Source organism: Sulfuricella sp., assembly GCF_035531155.1.
Classification (GTDB): domain Bacteria; phylum Pseudomonadota; class Gammaproteobacteria; order Burkholderiales; family Sulfuricellaceae; genus Sulfuricella.
In genome coordinates this window covers 1-21,812 of sequence record NZ_DATKTK010000067.1, presented here as the reverse complement: position 1 = coordinate 21,812, position 21,812 = coordinate 1, and the positions used below count along the sequence as shown (strand labels likewise).

Here is a 21,812-nt window from a genome sequence, read left to right as displayed (position 1 = left end):
ATCACTCCGATGCCAAGCTTCAAGATGCGCTCGCCAGAATGCCTGCCCATGCCTCTTCGCCATCTGGAGTCCCTCCGAAAAAGCACCCAGAATGCACGGGATTAGCGGGAAACTACAGGTGGAGCGGCTGGCCGCTTACATTGCGACAGGAAGCCGAGACGAAACTCGCGCACGATCCAAATCTAAAGCCGCGACCTGCCGAGGACCTCCTGCATGAACTTCAGGTGCACCAGGTCGAGTTGGAGATGCAGAACGAGAATTTGCGACAGTCGCAGGTTGAACTGGAAGCCGCGCATGCGCAATATTTCGACCTCTATGACCTGGCGCCGGTGGGATATTGCACCCTCAGCGAGCGGGGTTTGATCCTGCAAGCCAACCTCACCGCAGCCACCCTGCTTGGCTTGACCCGGTGCGCGCTGACCAAGCAACTTTTGACTCCGTTTATCCTCAAGGAAGATCAGAACATCTATTACCTGTTCCGCAAACGGCTCTTGGGGGACGGTAAGCCGCAGTCGTGCGAGTTGCGAATGGTGAAGAAAGATGGTGCCCAATTCTGGGTGCATCTGGCTGTGACCGTCGCAAAGGACGCCGATGGTGCGCCCGTACTCCGCATTGTGCTGAGTGACATCACAAAGAGCAAAACGGCAGAGAGGCAGATTCGCCGCCTCAATAACCTCTATGCAGCGATAAGCCGGACCAACGAGGCTATCGTGCAGATCAGGGATCGGGACTTGCTGCTCCAGGAAATCTGCCGCATCGCCATCGAGTACGGCCAGTTCAAGCTGGCGTGGATCGGCCTGGTGGATGACGAAACTTCTACGGTAAAGATCGCTGCATCTAGCGGCGAGGCCATAGGGTATCTCGACAACATTTATGTTTCCATCGATGCCGACAAACCCGAGGGGTGCGGCCCCGTCGGTATGACGATCCGCGACAAAAGGGAATACGTCTTCAATGACTTTCTCAACGATCCCCGCAGCCTCCTCTGGCAGGAAAACGCTCGAAAGCATGGGCTTCGCGCCGTCGCCTCATGCCCCCTGGAGCTTGAAGGACAGGCGGTTGGGGCGCTGACGCTCTATGCGGAGGAAGCAAATTTTTTCGATCAGGAACTGACGAAACTACTTTCCGACCTTTCCAGAGACATCTCCCTTGCCTTGAATAACTTTGTGCGCGAAGACCGGCGCAAGCTCGCGGAGGAAAGACTCAACGAGTCCTATAAAGAACTGGAAAAGCTCACCACCCACCTGGAAGCGGTCAGGGAGGAGGAACAAAAGCGAATCGCGCGCGAACTCCATGACGAGATGGGCGGCGTGCTGGCGGCTCTCAACGTGAAAGTTTCCCTGATGGCGGCGCACCCCCCCACGGAAATGACGGACCTCATGACTGAGATGGACAACCTGGCGAATCTGGTCGCAGCCGGAATTCAGGCCCTGCATCGGACCGTCACCGAGCTGAGGCCTTGCCTGCTCGATGAAGTGGGGCTTACGTTCGCAATCAAAAGGTATGTGCAAGAATTTGAGAGGAACACAGGAATCGAATGCGACCTTCGCTTGCCCGAGGAAGATCTAACACTGGATGGAAATCAATCCACTACAATCTTCCGGATTATTCAGGAGTCGCTGACCAACGTGGCGAAGCACGCCAAGGCGAGCAGGGTCAGCATCGCCTTGAGCGAATGGGGTACTGTGCTGATGTTGACGGTCACGGATAACGGAAAAGGATTCGACCTGAATACCCAGAAAACCCAATCCTTCGGCTTGCTCGGGATCAGGGAACGCGCCGCCATGGTGGGCGGAAAGGCCCAAATCACCAGCGCGTCGGGCAAAGGAACAACGGTGCGGGTAAGCCTGCCATGGATAGCGAGTCGGCCAGAAGACGCTCCAGTTGCGCGAATGACCGATGTTGGCACGGAAGTACCGGACAGGTAGCCGGAACGGGATAACCGTTTAAGCTGCTAAGCCGACGGTCGAGTAGAAAGCGGTGAATGACCGCTGCGGGTCGGTACCCGTCCATTGCAGCCGGCAGAATCAAGTCAAGCTGATGCAACAAATAGCGTGACAGCGACGACCTGACTCCGGCCGGGCTGATCATCTCTGTCACGCTGCATAACACGATTGACCTCCGCAAACGCATGGACTAGACTGTCCAGTCCACATCGTATGCATTAGAAATTCATATGTCCAATCCTGCAGAAGCCGCCGTCGCCGATACCCGCAACCGCCTGATCCAGGCGGCCAGGGTAGCCTTCATGGAGGAAGGCTACCGGGCCAGTGTGGATGGCATCGCAGCCCGTGCCGGCGTGGCCAAACAGACGCTCTACAATCATTTTCCCAGCAAGGATGAGCTGTTCAGCGAATCGGTTGGTCTGGTTTCAGCCGCCATTGTGGTTACGCTGGACGGCCAGACGGACGACGTGCGCGCCACCCTCCTCCGCTTTGGCGCGGCCTTCCGCCAGAAGGTGCTGGGTGACGAGGGGTTGGCCATGTTCCGCACCCTGATGGCTGAAACAGCGCGCTTCCCGACTCTGGCACTAGCCTTCTTCGCCAAGGGACCGGAACAGACCGCCGCCCGGCTGGCGGATTTTCTCGGCAGTGCCATGGCGGCAGGTCGCCTGCGCCAGGACGATCCTCGCTTTGCCGCCGAAATGCTGGTAGGCATGCTCAATAATATCGATCACTTTCGGCGCCTCAGCAGCAATACCCCACTGCCTGAAGCCTTAGAAGAATCTCGAATCGGGCAAATCGTTGACTGCTTTTTGCGCGCCTACGACCCAAATCATTAACAAGGAACCGAATATGAACCGAAATATTCTGCTGATGCTTCTACTGACAGCCGCGCTTGCGGGTTGCGGTAAGGGGGGCGACCAAAAACCCGCGGCCGGCCCCGGCGGTCCGGCCATGCCGCCGCCGGAAGTGGATGTCATCACCGTCACGCCGGGTTCGGCCACCCTCACCCAAGAGCTGCCGGGCCGGTTGCAGGCCTTTCGCACCGCGCAGGTGCGGGCCCAGGTGGATGGCATTCTGGAGAAGCGCCTGTTTGCCGAAGGTACCGATGTCAAGGAAGGCGCCACCTTGTTTCGCATCGACCCGCGCAACTACCAGGCGTCTTTCGACGCGGCCAAGGCGGATCTGGCCGTCGCCCGCCTGACTCTCGACCGCTACCGGCCCCTGCTCGAAATCAAGGCGGTGAGCCAGCAGGAATTCGATCTGGCCGAGGCCAGGGTGAAGCAGGCCGAAGTGGCGCTGACACGCGCCCGCATCGACCAGGAGAACACCGCCGTGCCGGCACCGATTTCCGGCCGCATCGGTCGCGCCCTGGTGACCGAAGGAGCACTGGTGAGCCGTAGCACGGCGACGCATCTGGCCACCATCGAACAGATCGACCCCATCTACGCCAACTTTACCCAGCCCGGCGCCGATCTGCTCCGACTCAGGCAGGCCGTGAAGGCGGGCAAGCTCAAGATGGCGGAGCAGGCCAGGGTGGAAATGGTGCTGGAAGACGGCAGTATCTATCCGCAGCCTGGCAAGCTGATGTTCTCGGACCTTGCTGTCGATCCGGCGACCGGCAGCGTTTCCCTGCGCGCCGTGTTTCCCAACCCCAGGCATGAATTGCTGCCCGGCACCTTTGTGCGCATCCGCTTCCCGGAAGCCCTGCTCGACCAGGCCATCCGGGTACCTCAGCGCGCCGTGCAGCCGAGTCCTCAGGGGCAAATCGTCATGATCGTGGATAACGAAGGCAAGGCGGCGCCCAGGCCGGTGAAAACCGGCGGCATGAGCGGTGGCGATTTCGTCATCGCCGAAGGCCTGAAAGGCGGCGAGCAGGTAATCGTCAACGGCCTGCAGAAAGCGCGCCCCGGTACACCGGTAAAACCGGTGCCGTGGAATCCGAACGCCGCCCCTGCCGCGCAGCCGCCGGCAGGTGAAAAAAAGTAAAAGCCGTTCGTGGTGAGCTTGTCGAACCATAAACGGCCCTTCGACAAGCTCAGGTCGAACGGCCTATGGGAAGAAATCCTTTCCCGGAACTACCAAACTTTGTAAGTCCCCCGCTATGCCAGGGGGGTTATCGTAATAATAAGGATTCGCCATGTTCGCCAAATTCTTCATCGACCGTCCGGTCTTCGCCTGGGTAATCGCCCTGGCGATCATGCTCGCCGGCGGCCTCGCCATCAGGGGTCTGCCGCTGTCCCAGTATCCGGCGGTCGCCCCTCCTTCCATCGCCTTCAACATCGTCTATCCGGGCGCCTCGGCCAAGGTGGTCGAAGATACGGTGACTGCCCTGATCGAGCAGGAAATGAACGGCATCGAACACCTGCTCTACATGGAGTCGGCCTCGGAACTGGGCACGGGCACGGTGACCCTGACCTTCGAGCCAGGCACCAATATCGACATCGCCTCGGTGGAAGCGCAAAACCGCTACAAGCGCATCGAGGCGCGCCTGCCCGACGACGTGCGGCGGGTGGGGGTGTCGGTGACCAAGCCCTCGCGCAACTATGTGATGTTCGTCGCCCTGCATTCGCCGGACAATAGCCTGAAGGCCGTCGATCTCGGCAGTTTCGCCGCCGCCAGCGTGCTCGACCCGCTGCGGCGCGTCAAGGGCGTGGGCGAGGCCCTGCTCTTCGGAACCGAGTATTCGATGCGCCTGTGGCTCCAGCCGGAAAAACTCCAGGCCTACAACCTCTCGCCCGCCGACGTGACCCGTGCGGTGCGCGCCCAGAACGTGGAACTCGCTACCGGCGAGCTGGGGCAGGCGCCGGCTGCTGCCGGCCAGCAGCTGAACGCGGTGATCGTCACGCGCAGCCGACTGTCAACGCCCGAGGAGTTCGGCAATATTCTCATCCGTACCCAGCCGGACGGCTCCGCCGTGCGGGTGAAGGACGTTGCCAGGGTGGAGCTGGGCTCGCAAGACTACAACATCTTCGCCCGCCTCAACGGACAGCCGACCGCAGCCATCGCCATCCGCGTGGCGCCCAACGGCAACGCGCTGGACGTGGTCAAGGCAGTGCGCGCCAAAATGGATGAGATGGCGCCCTACTTTCCCAAGGGGGTGACCTGGGACGTGCCCTACGACACCTCGCGCTTCGTCGATATTTCCATCAAGGAGGTGTTGCTGACATTGGCAGAGGCAGTGGTACTGGTATTCCTGGTGATGTTCCTGTTCCTGGAGAATTTCCGCGCCACCCTCATCCCCACCATCGTCGTGCCGGTCGCTCTCACCGGCGCCCTTGCCGGGCTGTATGTATTCGGCTACTCGATCAACGTGCTCACCCTCTTCGCCATGGTGCTGGCCATCGGTATCGTGGTGGATGACGCCATCGTGGTGGTGGAGGCGGTGGAGCGCATCATGCGTTCGGAAGGGCTGGCGCCTCGGGAAGCCGCGCGCAAGGCGATGGACCAGATCTTCAACGCCATCATCGGCATCACCCTGGTGCTGTCGGCGGTATTCGCGCCGATGATCTTCTTCGGCGGTTCGGTCGGCGTCATCTACCGCCAGTTTGCCGTCACCCTTATCCTCACCATGCTGTTCTCGGCCCTGATGGCGCTGACGCTGACGCCAGCCCTATGCGCCACGCTGCTCAAGCACGAACCGGGCAAGGAGTATCGGCCCAGCAAGGGCTTCTTCGGCTGGTTCAACCGCTCCTTCGAACGCACCACCCAGGGCTACCAGTCCTGGGTCGCGCTGGCACTCAAGAAAACCGGGCGCTACCTGGTGCTTTACGCCGCCATCATCGGCGCGACCGGCTGGCTGTTCATGCACCTGCCCGGCAGTTTCCTGCCCGATGAAGACCAGGGCTACTTCATCAACATGGTGCAATTGCCGCCGGGCGCCTCGCAAGAGCGCACGATCGAGGTGCTCTCCCAGGTCGAGCAGTATTACCTCAAACAGCCGGAAGTGGCCAAAGTCATCGGCGTGGTCGGTTTCTCCTTCTTTGGCCGCGGCCAGAACGCAGCGCTCGCTTTCGTACGACTCAAGGACTGGGACGAGCGCAAGGGAGCCGAGCATACCTCCACGGCGCTGGTGCAGCGCGCCAACATGGCGTTTTTCCAGATCAAGCAGGCGATGATTTTTGCCGTTAATCCGCCGCCCATTCCGGAACTCGCCTCCACCGGCGGCTTCGACCTCCGCCTGCAGGACCGCGCGGGCCTCGGCCGCGAGAAACTACTCGAAGCGCGCAACATGGCGCTGGGACTGGCCGGGCAGAACCATAACCTGGCCGGTGTGCGGCCGGAAGGGCAGGAGGCCGGACCGCAACTGTTGCTCGACATCGACCGGCGCAAGGCTGAAACCCTCGGCGTTTCCATTGCCGACCTCAACGAAACCCTGCAATCCACCCTGGGGGTCGCCTACATCAACGACTTCGAGCGCCAAGGACGGATTCTGCGCGTGCAGATGCAGGCCGAAGCAGACTTGCGCACCACACCGGAGAAGATCCTGCGCCTGTCGGTCAGGAACCGGGATGGCGGAATGGTTCCGCTGGCCGAACTGGTCACGCCGCGCTGGATCGTCGGTTCGCCCAAGCTAGACCGCTACAACGGCCTGCCCGCCATGAAAATCTCTGGCGGCCCGGCACCCGGCCACAGCACCGGCGAGGCGATGCTGACCATGGAGGAGCTAACCAGGAAGCTGCCGCCAGGGATCGGATTCGAGTGGTCCGGCACCTCGTTCGAGGAAAAGCTCTCCGGCAGTCAGGCGCCCTTCCTCTTTGCACTGTCGCTGCTGGTGGTTTTCCTCGCGCTGGCCGCACTGTATGAAAGCTGGTCGATTCCCTTTGCTGTGCTCCTGGTAGTACCGCTGGGCATCTTCGGCGCAACCCTGGCGGTGACGTTGCGCGGCTTGCCCAACGACGTCTATTTCAAGGTCGGCCTCATCGCCATCATCGGGCTTTCCAGCAAGAACGCCATTCTGATCATCGAATTCGCCCGCGACCTGCAGGAACAAGGTATGGGGCTGGTCGAAGCCACCCTGGAGGCCTGCCGTCTGCGTTTCAGGCCGATCCTGATGACCTCCTTCGCCTTCATTCTGGGCGTGCTGCCACTGGCGATCTCAACCGGGGCAGGGGCCAACAGCCGCCACGCCATCGGCACCGGCGTCATCGGCGGCATGCTTGCGGCCACCCTGCTGGCGATCTTCCTGGTGCCGGTATTCTTCGTCGTGGTGCGAAAAATCTTCCCCGGCCATCCCCGCCGACACGTGGAGAACGATCATGCGTAAGTCGCTCATCATCGCCCTGGGCACCGCTTTGGCAGGCTGTTCGCTGATGCCCGACTACCAGCGGCCCGAGCCGCCGGTCGCCGCGCAATGGCCGCAAACTGCCCAGCCGGACGGCGTGCGCAAGGCAGCCGAACTCGACTGGCGCAGCTTTTTCCCCGATCAAAAGCTGCAGGCCCTGATCGCCGCCGCCCTCGAACACAACCGGGATATGCGGATCGCCGCCGCGCGTGTCGAGGAAGCTCGCGCCCTCTATGGCATCGCTCGCGCCGACCGGTTGCCCAACGTCGATGTGGCCGGAAGCGGGCAATCGGTGCGCACGCCGGGCGACCTGTCCCCCACGGGGAGCAGGCTCACCAGCCATCGCTACGACGTGGGGTTCTCGTTGCTGTCTTTCGAGCTGGATTTCTGGGGGCGGGTGAAAAGCCTCAACGAAGCCTCGTTGGCGAGCTATCTCGCCACCGAGGAAGCCCGGCGCGCCCTGCACCTGTCGCTCATTTCCGAGGTCGCCAACGCCTATTTCACCCTGCTTGAAATGGAGGAACGCACGCGGCTTGCACATGAAACCGTGAAGAGCCGCGAGGAAACCCGCACCATGATCGCCCGCCGGCGGGAAGTGGGGCTGGCCGGCGACCTCGACTTCCTGCAGGCGGACGGCGCCCTGGAACAGGTGCGCGCGGAGCTCGCCAGCCTGCAACGCCAGCAGGCCGCCGCCGCGAATGCGCTGGCGCTGCTCGTTGGCCGGCAACCGTCCAGCCTGCCCGAAGGGCGCGCGCTCCCGGATCAGGGCATTGTTGCCGACTTGGCCGCGGACCTGCCTGCGGAAGTACTGCTCCAGCGCCCCGACGTGCTGGCTGCGGAAAAAAGATTGATTGCCGCCAATGCCAACATCGGTGCCGCGCGCGCCGCCTTCCTGCCGCGCATTAGCCTGACTGCCGGCCTGGGGACGGCGAGCAGCGCCCTTTCAGGGCTGTTCGGCGGGGGCAGCGAAAGCTGGAATTTCCAGCCGGCATTGCGCCTGCCGCTGTTCGATGGCGGTCGCATCAGCTCCGGGGTGGATCTCGCCGAGGCACGCAAAGTCATCGCCGTGGCCGAGTACGAGAAGACCATCCAGCAGGCCTTCCGCGAAGTGGCCGATCTCCTCGCCGCCCGCACCCATCTGGTCGAGCAACTGCGCGCGCAGCAAGCTGCAGAAAAGGCCCAGAGCGAGCGCCTGCGCCTGACGCAAGCTCGCTACAAGGCGGGCGTCACCAGCCACCTCGAAGTGCTGGATGCGCAGCGAGAATCCTTTTCAGCCCAGCAAGCCACGGTGCAGACCCGGAGCGCCGGGCTCACCGCTGCCGCCCAGCTTTACAAGGCGCTGGGCGGCGGCGGGGGTTGACCAAAAGACTGTTTACTTAAGCGAGATATCGACATGTAGGTTGGGTTAGCGGCCTTATCGCGTAACCCAACAGACCCAAACATCCACCAAAAGTAGGCGCCTCTAAGCAAGGCCGGCGTTTACAGGGAAGATTGGGTTTGTTGGGTTACGGTGCTAAAAGCCGCGCCTAACCCAACCTACATGTGATGCCTCATTTAGTAGACAGTATTGGAGTTAACCCGCAAAACGATTGGACCGCCATTTTTTGTAGTTGATGTCGGCGATGACGGTTAAAATAGGCGGATTAAAAAAACCAAGGAATTCTTCATGCATCTGATCCGCCCGTTTACCGGTCTCAGACCCGCCCACAACCGCGCTACCGACGTCGCAGCTCCGCCCTACGACGTGCTTTCCACCGACGAGGCGCGCGAGCGTGCCGCCGGTAAGCCGTGGAGCTTCCTGCACATTTCCAAGCCGGAAATCGATTTGCCGGCGGGCACCAATCCTTATGCTCCAGAGGTCTACGCCAAGGCAGCGGAGAACCTGAAAAAAATGCTGGCCGAAGGCGTACTGAAACGCGACGCTGCGCCCTGCTATTACGCCTACCGCCTGATCATGGGCGGCCACAGCCAGATCGGCCTGGTCGCGGCGGCTTCGGTGGCGGATTACGACACCAACCGCATCCGCAAGCACGAGTTCACCCGGCCCGACAAGGAAGACGACCGGGTGCGCCAGATCGATGCGCTGAATGCCCAGACCGGCCCGGTGCTGCTGGCCTACCCCAGTGCGCCGGAAGTGGACGAGATCCTGGCACTCGCCTCGACTGTTGAGCCGGATGCCGATGTGACCGCTGAAGATGGAATTCGCCATACGATATGGGTGATACGCGACAGCGCAACACTGGCCAGACTGACGGCGGCCTTCGACGCCATGCCTGCAATTTACATCGCTGACGGCCACCACCGCTCGGCCGCCGCCTCACGCATCTGCGCCACCCGCAAGGCAGCCAACCCGCAGCACAGCGGCGGGGAGAGTTATAACTATTTTCTGTCCGTGATTTTCCCCCATCATCAGATGAAAATCATGGACTACAACCGCGTGGTCATTGATCTGAATGGCCTGGACTCAGCCGCATTCCTCAAGCGCATCGGCGAGCAGTTTTCGGTGCAGGTAAGCGCCGCACCGGTCAAGCCGGCCAAACCCAATGAGTTCGGCCTCTATCTGCCCGGCCAGTGGTACCGCCTGGAAATTCGTGCCAACCTGATTCCTCAAAGCGACCCCGTTGCGCGCCTCGATGTCAGCCTGCTGCAGAATCACCTTATCGCGCCGGTGCTCGGAATCAACGACCCGCGCCGCGATAAGCGCATCGACTTCGTCGGTGGCATCCGCGGCCTGGCTGAGCTGGAAAAACGCGTCGACAGCGGCGAAATGGCCGCCGCCTTCGCCCTGTTCGCAACCCGCATGGAAGACCTGATGGCAGTCGCCGATGCGGGCGAAGTGATGCCGCCCAAGTCCACCTGGTTCGAGCCCAAGCTGGCCGACGGCCTGGTGTCGCACGTACTGGATTGATGCCGGAGAAACGCCGCCTCAGGGAGTTCGGGCTGGTGGCCATGGACATGGATTCCACCCTGATTGCAGTCGAAACTCTGGATGAAATCGCCGACCTGGCCGTCATCAGGGAACAGGTGGCACCGATCACGGAAGCCGCCATGCGAGGCGAGATCGACTTCGCGAGAGCCTGACCCGTCGCGTCGCCCTGTTCAAGGGCCTGGATCAAAGCATATTGCAGCGCGTCTACGACGAGCAGGTGAAACTCACCCCCGGCGCGGAACAGCTTATCGCCGAGCTTAAGCGTCTAGGCATTAAGACTCTGCTCATTTCCGGTGGCTTCGATTATTTTACAGAGAGACTGAAAATCCGGCTGGGACTGGATTATTCGATATCCAACCGAATTGAAATCATGGATGGCAAGCTTACCGGAAGGATTCTGGGCAAGATTCTCGACGGCCAGGGTAAGGCTGACTATCTGGACAGAGTTCGGATGAAGCTTGGATTAATGAAGGAACAGACTATCGCCATCGGCGACGGCGCCAACGATCTGAAAATGCTGGCTGCTGCCGGTATTGGCATCGCCTATTGCGCAAAACCCGTGGTCAAGTCACAGACCCATTATACGCTGGAGAGCACTGGCCTGGATGGGGTACTCAAGCTGTTCTCCGAGTCGTAATAACAGAGAGCCTACATATAGTTGAACAGGGAGAGGCCCTGAATTTTCGTGAAAGACAGTTGCGCCGCTTCCAGCATAGTCTTCTGGCGTGTCAGATCGGTGATCGCCTTGGCGTAATCCAGATCCTGCAAGCTTGAAATGGTTTGCTGGTACTGCAACTGCAAATCCTCGCCGGTGCTTTTAACCGAATCCACTTCCCGCATCCGCGAGCCGACCGAAGCCCGCACGGTCAGGACATTTTGCAGTGACTGGTCAAAATTCTGTATGGCAGTATTAATACCATTTGCAAGCTTGGCCGTTGCGCCTGCTCCGCCGCCTTGAATGGGTGTTTCGAGTTGAGTGATCAAATCGCCCAAGGTCTTGAACATATCCGCATTGCTGCTGGGCTGCACCGTGAAGGTGTCACCCGACACCGGAGTTCCCTTGATGCTCGTGCTCCAGCCGTTGTAGCTGATCGTCGAACCCGAAGTATAGGGCACGGCCACGCCAACCGGGGGGATGATACCGGTGCCGGTCGCATTGAAGGTTGTCGGCGGATTGTTGAAGACGATGCTGACCGTCTGGCAAATATTGGCATCTGCCAGGTTGGTCACAGTCGCCGGATCAATTACTCCAGAACCGGTATTCGCGACCGCCGCCAAGCCGACAATCGTGCCGTTCCCATTCTTGATGCGCTGAAAAACATCTGTGCCGGAATCGCTCACCGCCATCTGCCGTGACGGGCTGATCTGGATCAGGCGCTGCCCCTGATCACCCTGATAGGTCACATTGCCCAACGAGGTTTCCACAAACGGCTTGGTTACTCCTTTGTAGCCCGAGAACATATACTGGCCATTACCATCGGTGCTGTTCGCCAACCCTAGCAACTCCTGATAACGGCCACGCAGATCCACAGCTATACTGGCACGGTCCTGGTCACTCAAGGGCGCATTGGCCGCCTGGAGCGCGTAAGTCCGCACATCCTGGATCAGGTTGCCAACGCTGCTCAGCATGCTTTCTTCCAGGCCAAGGCTGCTGGTTGCTGATCCCGTATTGGTGTCATACTGTTTGTTAAGCGATTGCGATTGCGAGAGATCAAGCACTCGTGCGGATGCCACCGGATCGTCTGAAGGAGACAAAATCCGACGGCCGGAAGAAACCTGTTGTTGAGTCCTTATCAGGTCAGAAGTCGACTGCTGAACGCTAGCGACACCCATGTCGTATATCGTATTAGTGCTGATGCGCATGATCTCTCCTTAATTGCTTCCCAGGCCGAGCAAAACGTCGAACAAACTAGTGGAAATCTGCATCATCTTTCCGGCGGCCTGATAAGCCTGCTGGTAGCGCATCAGATTTGCTGCTTCCTCATCGAGATTGACACCAGATAAGGCCTGCTGCGCCTGCTGGGTATGCAATACCAGGTTGGCCTGTGCCTTGCCCGTCACTTCGACCTCACGAGTCTTGTTACCCACGGAGCTGACCAGTTGGCTGTAAGCCCCCTGGTAAGTTGTTGTTCCACCAGCAAGGGTATTTTGCGTTTGCAACCCCGCCAACAGCAGCACGTTACGGTTGTCGGCCACACCGCCGATATTGGTTCCGACGGTAAAGCTGTCATTCGCCGTCGGCGTGCCGCTGATTTGCACTGTCCAACCGTTATAGGTAATGTTAGCGCCTGACGTATAGGCCACAGCTGCCGGGTTACCGGTTCCGACTCCGTTGACGGCAAAGGTTGTCGGCGGATTGTTAAACGTGATGGTAACAGGCTGCAGCAGGTTGGCATTCGGCGGAGGCGGAGTATTTACGCTGCCAGCACTAATCGTTCCCGATCCAGTATTGCTGAGCGTTTCGTTCGTCTTGATTGGCGCAGCTGCTGCTATCGTAGATGTATCTGTCAGTTTTACTGAAATATCACGCGCACCGTTGATCGTTGGCTTTATCAAGAAGCTGTCGCCGACGACTGCACCAGCGGTCATGGTAATCGCCAACCCTTCCGATGCAGGCGTCACCGTTGCCCCGTCAGACAAACGCGTTATTGTAAAGCCCCCTAAAGCATCCGTGGCCACCAGCTTGTAATCGCTGGTTCTGAGCAAGCTAATATTGGAAAAGCTGGGGAGAGGGGTCAGAGTAGCTGTTCCGGTATTTTTAGTGTTTTGAATAACCTTCGGGCTTGCTACGGTAAAAAAATCCCCTCCCAGATTCCCGTTCAGATCCATGCCCAGTCGATGCTGATCATTGAATGTCTGCGCAAGTCCGATTGCAGTTCGTCCCAAGGCATTCTGGGCAGAGTCCAGCGTCTCGTCGCGAAAAGCCAGCAGCCCTCCTAAAGTACCGCCCGTCAAGCTTCCCTTGGGGAGCAGGATGGTGCTTCCACCATAACTCACTCCTACGTCCAACCTCTCCGGATCTTCCAGAGAAGGTGCAGCCCCTATGGTAAAAGCCTGTGCACCGAGGACCAGCGTCTGTCCATTTCCAATAAAGACATTCAAGCTGCCGTCATCCTGTTTGACCGTCGATACCTTGATAATCTTATTTAGATCCGCGATCAGCTGGTCACGCTGATCCAGCAGGTCATTAGCCGGCTGCTGGTTCCCCGCCGCGCCATGAGCAACCCCGATTTGCTGGTTAAGGTTGGCAATCTGCTGAGCATAAGAATTAACGACGCCAACGCTGCTCCTTACCTCGCTATTCACGCCATCACGGATCTCCGTGAAGCGCTGGTTGATCGCCTGGAAACGAGCAACCATCGTCTGAGCGCCGCTCAACATTGCCTGGCGCGACGGAATCGAGGCCGGGCTGGCTGCTACATCATGCACACCATTGAAGAACTCCTGCAATGCCGGAGACACCCCGGCATTGGGATCGGCTAGCATATTATCCAGCTGTTTGATCTGAGCGTAGTAGGATTCCAGCTGGCTAGACTGGGTTTGCGCCTGCATCAACTGGCCGTCCAGCATTTGGCTGTAAATGCGTTGTACCGTAACCACTTGAACACCCTGACCGAAAAACCCGGTGCCGGTATATTGTGGGAGATTTGTGCTCTGGACGATCTGCTGGCGATGAAACCCCGGGGTGTTTACGTTACTGATGTTGTGTTCGGTCGTCAGCAGACCTGCCTGGGCAGTTGCCAACGCACTAACACCAATTGAGTAACTACTCATCTACCTTCTCCTTTCCAGCCGGTCACCTCGAAAGTGGCTTTTCCAGTGGAATTAATTAACTTATTATCGGCAAAAAAAAACAAAACTTGAGACTATCCAGCCAACGCCTGCCGCATGGTTTCGCTGTTAACCACGCGTGCAAGTTTGCTAGCGTACATCGGGTCAGTCGCATAACCCGCCTGCTGCATCACACGGGCAAAACCTGCCGCATCAACATCCTGTCCAAACACTCCCTGATAGCGTGGGCTGTTTCGCAATAGCGCCGCATAGTCGCGAAAGCTTTCCGCATAGGAGCCGTAGGCACGAAACGCCTCACGCCTGGCCTGTGGCGCACCATTAACGTATTCGGTGGTAGCCGCAGCCGCCACCTCACCGCCCCATTTTGCTCCGGCCTTGATGCCGAACAGGTTCAGACTGTCCTGTCCGTCCTGGCCACGGATTGCGCGCTTGCCCCAACCACTCTCCAGTGCCGCCTGGCCGAGCAGAAAATGGGGTGGGATACCCAGTTCTTTACCCGCTTCCACCGCGTGCGGCCACAATTTGTCGACAAAATCCTTGGGGTTCTTGAAGGCGGGAGCTGCGCTTTCCACACGCTCAGTCCACTGCCGTAGCGGCCCGGGCGCGTCAAGTGATTTGAGTTGTTTTTGCTTGAATTGTTCCGGAGCTATCGAGGGTGGCGCTGTTTTTTCCGGAGCTATTTTTTCCTGATTGGGGTTAGAAGCGACCAATCCGGAACGGGTCAGCTGCTTTACCAGCATGTCGGCCACGCCGAGGCCCTTGCCCGTGGAAAGCTTCTGCGCCAGTTGCTGGTCGAACAGTTGGGTAAAAAGGTTCCCCTGCTCGCTGTCGAACATCCCATCCTTCGGGGTCGCTTCACGCATGCTCTTCAACATCATGTTCATGAAAATGCCTTCGAACTGCTGGGCGACAGCTTTAAGCGCGGCATCGGGATCCTGCTTCGCCTGCAGGCGAAGCTTGTCAACGCTCTGAACGTCAAGCGCAAACCGGGAGGAAATATCCTGCATCCCTATCATGATTTTTCCTAAATAATTTCCAGTTCAGCGCGCAACGCACCCGCAGCCTTCATCGCCTGAAGAATCGCGAGCAGGTCCTGTGGCGTCGCGCCTACCGCGTTCAGTGCCTTCACGACATCATTCAGCGAAGTGCTGCGCGGCAACATCACCAGCCCACCTTTTTCCGCCTTGATTTCGATCTGCGCCTGCTGGGTGACCACCGTTTCCCCTCTGGATAAAGGCGCCGGTTGGCTCACCTGAGGTTCGCTGGAGATGGACACGGTCAGGCTGCCGTGTGCGACGGCGCAAGCCTCCACCATAACCGATTTGTTCATCACCACCGAACCGGTACGTGCGTTCATGATGACCTTGGCCAGTGATTCGCCTGGGGTCACTGTCAGATTTTCCATGCGTGCCAGGAAAGAAACCCTCTGGTTGATGTCGCGCGGCGCCAATACTCTGATCACACGGCCGTTCTCGGCATTGGCAGCGCCTTCCCCGAAGGAACGGTTAATCGAGGTCACGACCCGGCTGGCGGTGGTATAGTCGGAATCCTTCAACTCCAGCGTAATGTAGTCGCCCTGACCCAGAGGCATGTCTACGGCCCGCTCCACCGTAGCGCCATCAGTGATGCGACCGACGCTCAACTGGTTCACCTGAGCGCTACTGCCACCGGAAGAGGCGCCCACGCCGCCGACCAGTAAATTCCCTTGCGCCATGGCATAAACTTGGTTGTCCGCGCCCTTCAACGGCGTCATCAGCAAAGTGCCGCCACGCAGGCTCTTGGCATTGCCGATAGAAGAAACAGTGACATCCAGGGCCTGACCCGGTTTGGCGAAAGGAGGAAGCGTAGAGGTTACCGTTACCGCCGCTACATTTTTCAGTTGCAAGCTGGTTCCCGCAGGCAAGTTCACGCCGAGTTGGCCCAGCATACTGACGACGCTCTGCACCGTGAACGGCGTCTGGGTCGTCTGGTCACCACTGCCATCCAGCCCCACCACCAAGCCATAGCCAATCAGCTGGTTGTTACGCACGCCCTGGATTGATGCCAAATCCTTGATGCGTTCCGCCTGGATAGGAAGCGCAATCAGTGCTGTCACCACAAGCACGATAATTTTTGAAGATAGCTTCATTTCAACCCCCCGCCCGACAGCAATTAACAACCTACCGCTCGCTATACACTTTAACTTAACCACTTAATAAGCATGAAACGTGCCAAATCATAACAAGCGCCTTACACGTTTGCCTCCTCTCCCGCTTGCGGGAGAGGATTGCGGAGAGGGCTTCATGGCGTGGAACAATCCCGGCTAAAACGGGCCGTTACAAACGTCCTGGATGCAAAGTGGGAAAAGGCAGCGGCAAGAATTGCCGCTTGCGGCAAGATTATCTGGAGACACCATTTAGGAAAGAAACTCCTAAATAGCTAAACCACCGCTCAGAATGGCAGCACCGACAGGAAGAATCGGGTCATCCAGCCCATTGCCTGAGCGGAATCTATCTCACCCCGGCCCTTGAACTCGATCCGCGCATCCGCCACCTGGGTCGAACTAACCACATTCGCCGACGAAATCGTGCTCGGATTCACCACGCCTGAGAAGCGTACATATTCGGTCCCCTCATTGATACCCATCTGCTTCTCGCCGCTGACCAGCAAATTACCATTCGGCAGCACGTCAATGACCGTCACGGTGAGCGTTCCCAGCAGCGCATTCTTCTGAGAGGTATCTCCTTTGCCCTCGAATTTCTGGACGCCAGACGCAGTTACACTAGAATCAAAATTAGTGGCGCCGCCCAGAAGTCCAGCAACACCCAGTTTCGATGGCGAGGGTTTATAGCCAAAAATCGTGGGTGTTGCCGCCGTTTCGGCGACGCTACTGGTACGCCCTGCGGTAGAACTGACATTCTTGCTGGCACTGGTTGACTCGACGATGTTAATCGTGAGCACATCCCCAATGTTGCGGGCGCGTCGATCCTCGAACAAGGGCCTTGAGTAACTGGCCTGGTAGATTGCTCCGCCCGATGCCGCGCGCTCCGGCGCTGGCGCCGGTCTGACGCTCATCGGCTGGTGCACGTTGGTGGAGGGCACTGTGGAGCATCCCACCAAGGCAGTCAGGCTCAACACTAGCAGTCCGTTCTGCCAAACAGAAGACATGAAACGGCGTCTTTTTCCACCATGCGTCGTTGCATCCTCTTGCCGTATACCCCATACGGCGTCGAGTCTGCGCCTAGCCTGGCGAAAAAATCCATCCGTTTCATTTGTCACCGTTTTGGCAGAACGGACTACTGGCATCATGCCGAATTGAATTTTTAACGCTTTCATGACCTCACCTCCTGCCCACCCTCATCACAACTGCGTCAGCTTCTGCAGCATCTGGTCGGAAACCGTAACCGCCTTGGAATTGATTTCATAAGCGCGCTGCGCCTGAATCATGTTTACCATTTCCTCCACCACATTTACATTGGAGGTTTCTACATAGCTCTGATTAAGGTAACCCAAACCATTGGTGCCGGGCGTATTGGCCGACGGCGCGCCTGAAGCAGCGGTTTCCTGGAACAGATTTTCGCCGATACTCTGCAAGCCGGCCGGGTTGATGAAGCCCGCCAATTGCAGGGTGCCTACCTGCGTCGGCGTGGGAGATCCCGGCTGCAGCACGGTCACGGTGCCATCCTTGCCAATAGTCACACTCAGTGCATCCGAAGGAATGGTAATCGCGGGTTGCAACGCATACCCGCTGGCGGTCACCATCTGCCCCTGGCTGTCGACCTGAAACGAACCATCACGAGTATAGGAGGTAGTTCCATCCGGCATCAGTATCTGGAGGAATCCTTTACCGCTGATGGCCACGTCCAGACTGTTGCCAGTCTGTTGGAGATTACCCTGGGTGTGTATCTTCTCCACAGCCACCGGACGTACACCGGTACCCAGCTGCAAACCGGTAGGCAGCTGAGTCTGCTGCGAGGACTGGGCTCCCGGCTGACGCAACGTCTGGTAGAGCAGATCCTCGAACACCGGTCGAGCCCGCTTGAAGCCATTGGTACTGACGTTCGCCAGGTTGTTGGAGATCACGTCGATATTGGTCTGCTGGGCATCCAGGCCGGTTTTGGCAATCCACAGGGAACGAATCATGGTTGTTTATCCTTATGCGTTCAGGTTCATAATTTGGTTGGCTTTTTGCGCGTTACTCTCCGCGTTTTGCAGCAGCTTTATCTGCATGTCGTACTGACGTGCTAGGCTGATCATGCTGACCAGCGCATCGACTGCATTGACATTGCTGGCTTCAAGCGACTTTTGGGCCAACACCACGTTGGCGTCCGCCGGTGCGGGTATGCCGCTATTCAGGCGGAACAAACCATCGCCACTTTTGACCAAGTCCGCTTCCGGCGGGTTGACCAGCTTGACCCTGCCAACCGTCGCAACAGTGTTGGGGGCCTGCCCCATCGGAATGATCGAAACCGTGCCATCCTTGGCAATCGTCACTTCCGCATCAGGCGGAACAGCCAATGGGCCGCCATCGCCCATCACCGTCAGGCCATTGCGAGTTTGCAACAAGCCGTTGGCGCCAACCAGAAGGCTGCCGTTGCGGGTGTAGGCCTCGCTGCCATCCGCCGCCTGCACAGCGATCCAGCCCTTGCCCTGTACCGCCACATCCATATCGCGATCGGTGTTCTGGATCGCCCCAGTGGAAAGATCCGCCCCAGTGGTCGAATCCACGACGAAGGTGCGCGTCTGCGCACCTTCGCCCAGCACCGGCAAGGCGCGAAACGAATTGGCCTCCGCCTTGTAGCCGGTCGTGGAAGCATTGGCCAGGTTGTGCGCCACCTGCGCCTGCTGATGCATGGTGTGTTTGGCGCCATTCATCGCGATGTAGATCAGACGATCCATAGTTTTAGCCCTGAGCTTCGAGTCCTGTTATTACCTGAGGTTAACCAGAGTCTGCATCACGGAATCTTGGGTTTTAATCGTCTGGGCGTTGGCCTGGTAAACCCGCTGAGCGGTAATCATGTTCACCAGCTCCGCCGTCAGGTCGACGTTGGAGTCTTCCACCGCGGAAGCCTGCAACACCCCCAAGCTCCCCGTCCCGGGCACCCCGGCCACGGGAACCGCGTTACCAGAAGCGGAGGTCTCACCCCACTGGTTGTTGCCCATGGGTTGCAAACCCTGCGGATTCTGGAAATTGGTTACCGTGACCTGCCCCAGAACCTTCGTCTGTCCATTGGTGTAGCGACCGTTGATAAATCCATCCGGGCTAATCGAGGTGCCGGTCAATTTGCCTGAAGAGTATCCGTCCTGACTGAGCGCATTAACCCCGAAACTGGCACCAAACTGGCTCGTGCCGGCAAAACTGACCGGGTAGGTAAAGCCCCCGCCGGAGAGCGCAAACGGGGCACCCGGCATGGTGGCAGTAGCAAGCCCTCCTGACGTCAGGGTGCCGGAGGAATTAAAGCCCAAGGTGGTAACAAGCGTTTGTGCAGCCGGGGGGGGCAGAGGAGTAGTAACCCCTTGCGGGTTAGTCAGCGTGCTGTAAACCTCCCAAGTGTTGATGGCTGTCTTCTTGAAATAAAGGGTTTGACTGTAAGGGTTACCTTGCTCGTCATAAATCGCCAACGAGGTTGACTGATTGAAACTGGTGGGATCTTGATAGTTAAAGGTGGTTGCAACAGGAATAATGGTATTTCGCGAATCCAGGTTTAGTTGCGCGTTCACGCCTGGACTGGTGGCGGCACCTCCGGTACGAAGGGGAGTTTGATCACCGGTATTAAGCTGCAAAGGCGCCGGAGTGCTGGTGTCGAGAACACCTGTTGTGGTATTCAACGCAAAACCCGTGAGCTGGAGTCCGCGAGCATCAACAATAAAATTGTTCTTGTCCATTTGGAACTGGCCGTTGCGGGTATAGCTGATTGCCCCGTTCTGGCTCATACGGAAAAACCCACGGCCATTAATTGCTATGTCCATGGGGTTGTTGCTGGCGGTGATATTTCCCTGGGTAAACTGCTGCGTCACCGCCGCCACTTGAGTACCCAAGCCGATATTCGAGGAGCCCGCGCCCGACAAGGACGCCGCATAAACATCCGAGAATTCGGCACGAGACTGCTTATAGCCCACAGTGCTGGTATTGGCCACGTTATTACCGATGACATCCAGAGTCTTGGAAGCCGCGTTCAGTCCACTCAATCCCTGTTGAAAGCTCATGATTTACTCCTGCCTAAAAAATCTGCTTAACTGTGGCGACATCCAGACTGCCCAACACGTCAGTGTTGAGCATCACTCCTGAAGTACCCAGGGAAACACTGCCCACCCTGCCGAGGGCAAGGTTCACTGCCGCCACCTTCTGACCACCCTGCGTCGCACTCACTTCAAAGGTATAAGGCCCATTGGCCGCGTTAGCCCCGCTATCGGTCACCCCGTCCCACTGGAACATCACATTCCCGGCTTGCTGCGCGCCCAAATCCTCGCTATGCAGCGTATTGCCCGCCGCGCCCTTGATCGTGACTACGGCATGATCCACAGACTGCTTCAGCTCGAAACCACCGGCAGCAGCGCCGTCTTGCAACAGCAGGCTGGAACCAGGCGCCAGCACGCTGCGGCCGATCATGCCGGCAGCCTGCAGCGACTGGCTGGCCGCAAAGGAGCTCGACATGGCCTGCAAAGCTGTATTCAGCTTCTCGATTCCGCTGACTGTGCTCAGTTGCGCCATTTGAGAGGTCACCTGGGCATTATCCAAAGGGTTAAGCGGATCCTGGTTTCTCATCTGGGTAACCAGCAGCTTGAGGAAACGATCTTCCGATTCCTGAACAGCGCTTTTGGTTGTCGTGGCCGCACCGGTTCCACTCGTGACTGCGTCAATCGTACTCATAGTTCTTACTCCTTATTGACCCAAGGTCAGGGTTTTCATAAGCAGCGTCTTCGCTGTATTCATCATGTCCGCATTATTCTGGTACGAACGCGAGGCCGAGATCATGTTGACCATTTCCTCCACCACATTGACATTGGGCATGGTGACAAAACCCTGGGCGTCCGCCAGCGGGTGTTTCGGATCGTACATGCGCTTCATTGGAGATGGATCCTCGATCACCCCGGCCACTTTCACGCCGGCGCTTCCGGAGCCGCTACCGCCAATCGGCATCGCGCTAAACACGACCTGCTTCGCCCGATAGGGTTGGCCGGTCGAGCTGGTTGCGCTGTCCGCATTGGCAAGATTGCTCGCCACCGCATTGAGGCGCTGCGATTGCGCCGTCATGGCCGAGCCCGCGATACTGAACACATTAGATAAGGACATTATTCACCTCGAATCGCAGACTGCATTTTTCTGAAATCATCGCGCAGATATTCCACAGCAAACTGGTAGTGGATAGCATTGTCGGCAAACTGCGCCCGCTCCACGTCCATATCCACGGTATTGCCATCGATACTGGGCTGCACGGCGGCACGGTAAAGCGCTTGCGCATTCAGCGTTCCGGCGGAAGCCTGCATATGCCTGGATGATGTCGCACTCAAATTCAGGCTCCCCACCTGCACGCCTTGGGCGCGCTGCAATTCCTTGGAGAAATCGATGTCCCGTGCTTTGTAATTGGGTGTATCTGCATTGGCGATGTTCGATGCCAGCACCTGCTGCCGGTATGCACGCAAGTTCAGTGCATCCTCCATGAACTTGAACCCATTGTTAATGCCATTGATCACTTGCCGTTCTCCGAAATCGAATTCGCCAAAACGGATAAAAGCATAAAACGTGCCATGCACCTGATGGGTGATGGGTGATGGGTGATGGGTGATGGGTGATGGGTGATGGGTGATGGGTGATGGGTGATGGGTGATGGGTGATGGGTGATGGGTGATGGGTGATGGGTGATGGGTGATGGGTGATGGGTGA

The 21,812-nt window shown here is 58.4% G+C and carries 19 protein-coding genes; 8 read left to right on the top strand and 11 right to left on the bottom strand.

Going from position 1 to position 21,812, the window contains the following annotated elements; translation table 11 throughout:
- From VMV64_RS15815 to serB, 8 genes are all read left to right on the top strand, one after another.
- A partial coding sequence (locus VMV64_RS15815) for a GAF domain-containing sensor histidine kinase (RefSeq protein ID WP_325332063.1) occupies positions 1 to 1,928 on the top strand: 1,928 nt, incomplete at its 5' end.
- A 248-nt stretch (positions 1,929 to 2,176) separates the two neighbouring features.
- Positions 2,177 to 2,782, top strand: coding sequence for a TetR/AcrR family transcriptional regulator (locus VMV64_RS15810; RefSeq protein ID WP_325332061.1), 606 nt, complete (start codon positions 2,177 to 2,179; stop codon positions 2,780 to 2,782).
- Positions 2,783 to 2,795: 13 nt separating this feature from the next.
- On the top strand, positions 2,796 to 3,932 hold the full coding sequence (locus VMV64_RS15805) for an efflux RND transporter periplasmic adaptor subunit (protein ID WP_325332059.1): 1,137 nt from the start codon (positions 2,796 to 2,798) through the stop codon (positions 3,930 to 3,932).
- 151 nt (positions 3,933 to 4,083) lie between these two features.
- Positions 4,084 to 7,209 carry an efflux RND transporter permease subunit gene (locus tag VMV64_RS15800; protein ID WP_325332057.1) on the top strand — a complete coding sequence of 1,042 codons (3,126 nt, stop codon included), beginning with the start codon at positions 4,084 to 4,086 and terminating at the stop codon, positions 7,207 to 7,209.
- Entirely contained in the window at positions 7,202 to 8,587 is a 1,386-nt protein-coding gene (locus tag VMV64_RS15795) for an efflux transporter outer membrane subunit (RefSeq protein WP_325332055.1), read from the top strand. Before VMV64_RS15800 ends, VMV64_RS15795 begins: the two co-directional genes overlap by 8 nt.
- A 306-nt stretch (positions 8,588 to 8,893) precedes the next feature.
- Positions 8,894 to 10,135: a DUF1015 domain-containing protein gene (locus VMV64_RS15790; RefSeq protein ID WP_325332053.1), complete on the top strand. Its 1,242-nt coding sequence runs from the start codon at positions 8,894 to 8,896 to the stop codon at positions 10,133 to 10,135.
- On the top strand, positions 10,135 to 10,308 hold the full coding sequence (locus tag VMV64_RS15785; protein WP_325332051.1) for a hypothetical protein: 174 nt from the start codon (positions 10,135 to 10,137) through the stop codon (positions 10,306 to 10,308). Before VMV64_RS15790 ends, VMV64_RS15785 begins: the two co-directional genes overlap by 1 nt.
- 41 nt (positions 10,309 to 10,349) lie before the next feature.
- Positions 10,350 to 10,793, top strand: a complete 444-nt coding sequence (gene serB / locus VMV64_RS15780; protein WP_325332049.1) for a phosphoserine phosphatase SerB — start codon at positions 10,350 to 10,352, stop codon at positions 10,791 to 10,793.
- 11 nt (positions 10,794 to 10,804) lie between these two features.
- On the opposite strand, the gene flgL is transcribed toward serB, so the two are convergent.
- The 11 genes from flgL to flgB all read right to left on the bottom strand — a co-directional run.
- Entirely contained in the window at positions 10,805 to 12,019 is a 1,215-nt protein-coding gene (flgL, locus tag VMV64_RS15775; protein ID WP_325332047.1) for a flagellar hook-associated protein FlgL, read from the bottom strand.
- Positions 12,020 to 12,028: 9 nt separating this feature from the next.
- On the bottom strand, positions 12,029 to 13,930 hold the full coding sequence (flgK, locus tag VMV64_RS15770; protein WP_325332044.1) for a flagellar hook-associated protein FlgK: 1,902 nt from the start codon (positions 13,928 to 13,930) through the stop codon (positions 12,029 to 12,031).
- Between the two features lie 92 nt (positions 13,931 to 14,022).
- Positions 14,023 to 14,964, bottom strand: coding sequence for a flagellar assembly peptidoglycan hydrolase FlgJ (gene flgJ, locus VMV64_RS15765; RefSeq protein WP_325332042.1), 942 nt, complete (start codon positions 14,962 to 14,964; stop codon positions 14,023 to 14,025).
- A gap of 8 nt (positions 14,965 to 14,972) precedes the next feature.
- Positions 14,973 to 16,076, bottom strand: coding sequence for a flagellar basal body P-ring protein FlgI (locus tag VMV64_RS15760; protein WP_325332040.1), 1,104 nt, complete (start codon positions 16,074 to 16,076; stop codon positions 14,973 to 14,975).
- Positions 16,077 to 16,378: 302 nt separating this feature from the next.
- Positions 16,379 to 17,263 (bottom strand): flagellar basal body L-ring protein FlgH, encoded by an 885-nt coding sequence (locus VMV64_RS15755; RefSeq protein ID WP_325332038.1) that lies wholly within the window; start codon positions 17,261 to 17,263, stop codon positions 16,379 to 16,381.
- Positions 17,264 to 17,287: 24 nt separating this feature from the next.
- Positions 17,288 to 18,070, bottom strand: a complete 783-nt coding sequence (gene flgG / locus VMV64_RS15750) for a flagellar basal-body rod protein FlgG (protein ID WP_325332036.1) — start codon at positions 18,068 to 18,070, stop codon at positions 17,288 to 17,290.
- Positions 18,071 to 18,082: 12 nt separating this feature from the next.
- Complete coding sequence (flgF, locus tag VMV64_RS15745; protein ID WP_325332034.1) at positions 18,083 to 18,826, bottom strand: flagellar basal-body rod protein FlgF; 744 nt, start codon at positions 18,824 to 18,826, stop codon at positions 18,083 to 18,085.
- A 30-nt stretch (positions 18,827 to 18,856) separates the two neighbouring features.
- A complete protein-coding gene (flgE, locus tag VMV64_RS15740) occupies positions 18,857 to 20,134 on the bottom strand; it encodes a flagellar hook protein FlgE (protein WP_325332032.1) in 1,278 nt (425 codons plus the stop codon).
- 13 nt (positions 20,135 to 20,147) lie between these two features.
- Positions 20,148 to 20,798, bottom strand: coding sequence for a flagellar hook assembly protein FlgD (locus tag VMV64_RS15735; protein WP_325332030.1), 651 nt, complete (start codon positions 20,796 to 20,798; stop codon positions 20,148 to 20,150).
- A 12-nt stretch (positions 20,799 to 20,810) separates the two neighbouring features.
- A complete protein-coding gene (flgC, locus tag VMV64_RS15730) occupies positions 20,811 to 21,221 on the bottom strand; it encodes a flagellar basal body rod protein FlgC (protein ID WP_325332028.1) in 411 nt (136 codons plus the stop codon).
- On the bottom strand, positions 21,221 to 21,812 hold a 592-nt coding region (flgB, locus tag VMV64_RS15725; RefSeq protein ID WP_325332026.1), incomplete at its 5' end, for a flagellar basal body rod protein FlgB. The genes flgB and flgC, both read right to left, overlap by 1 nt.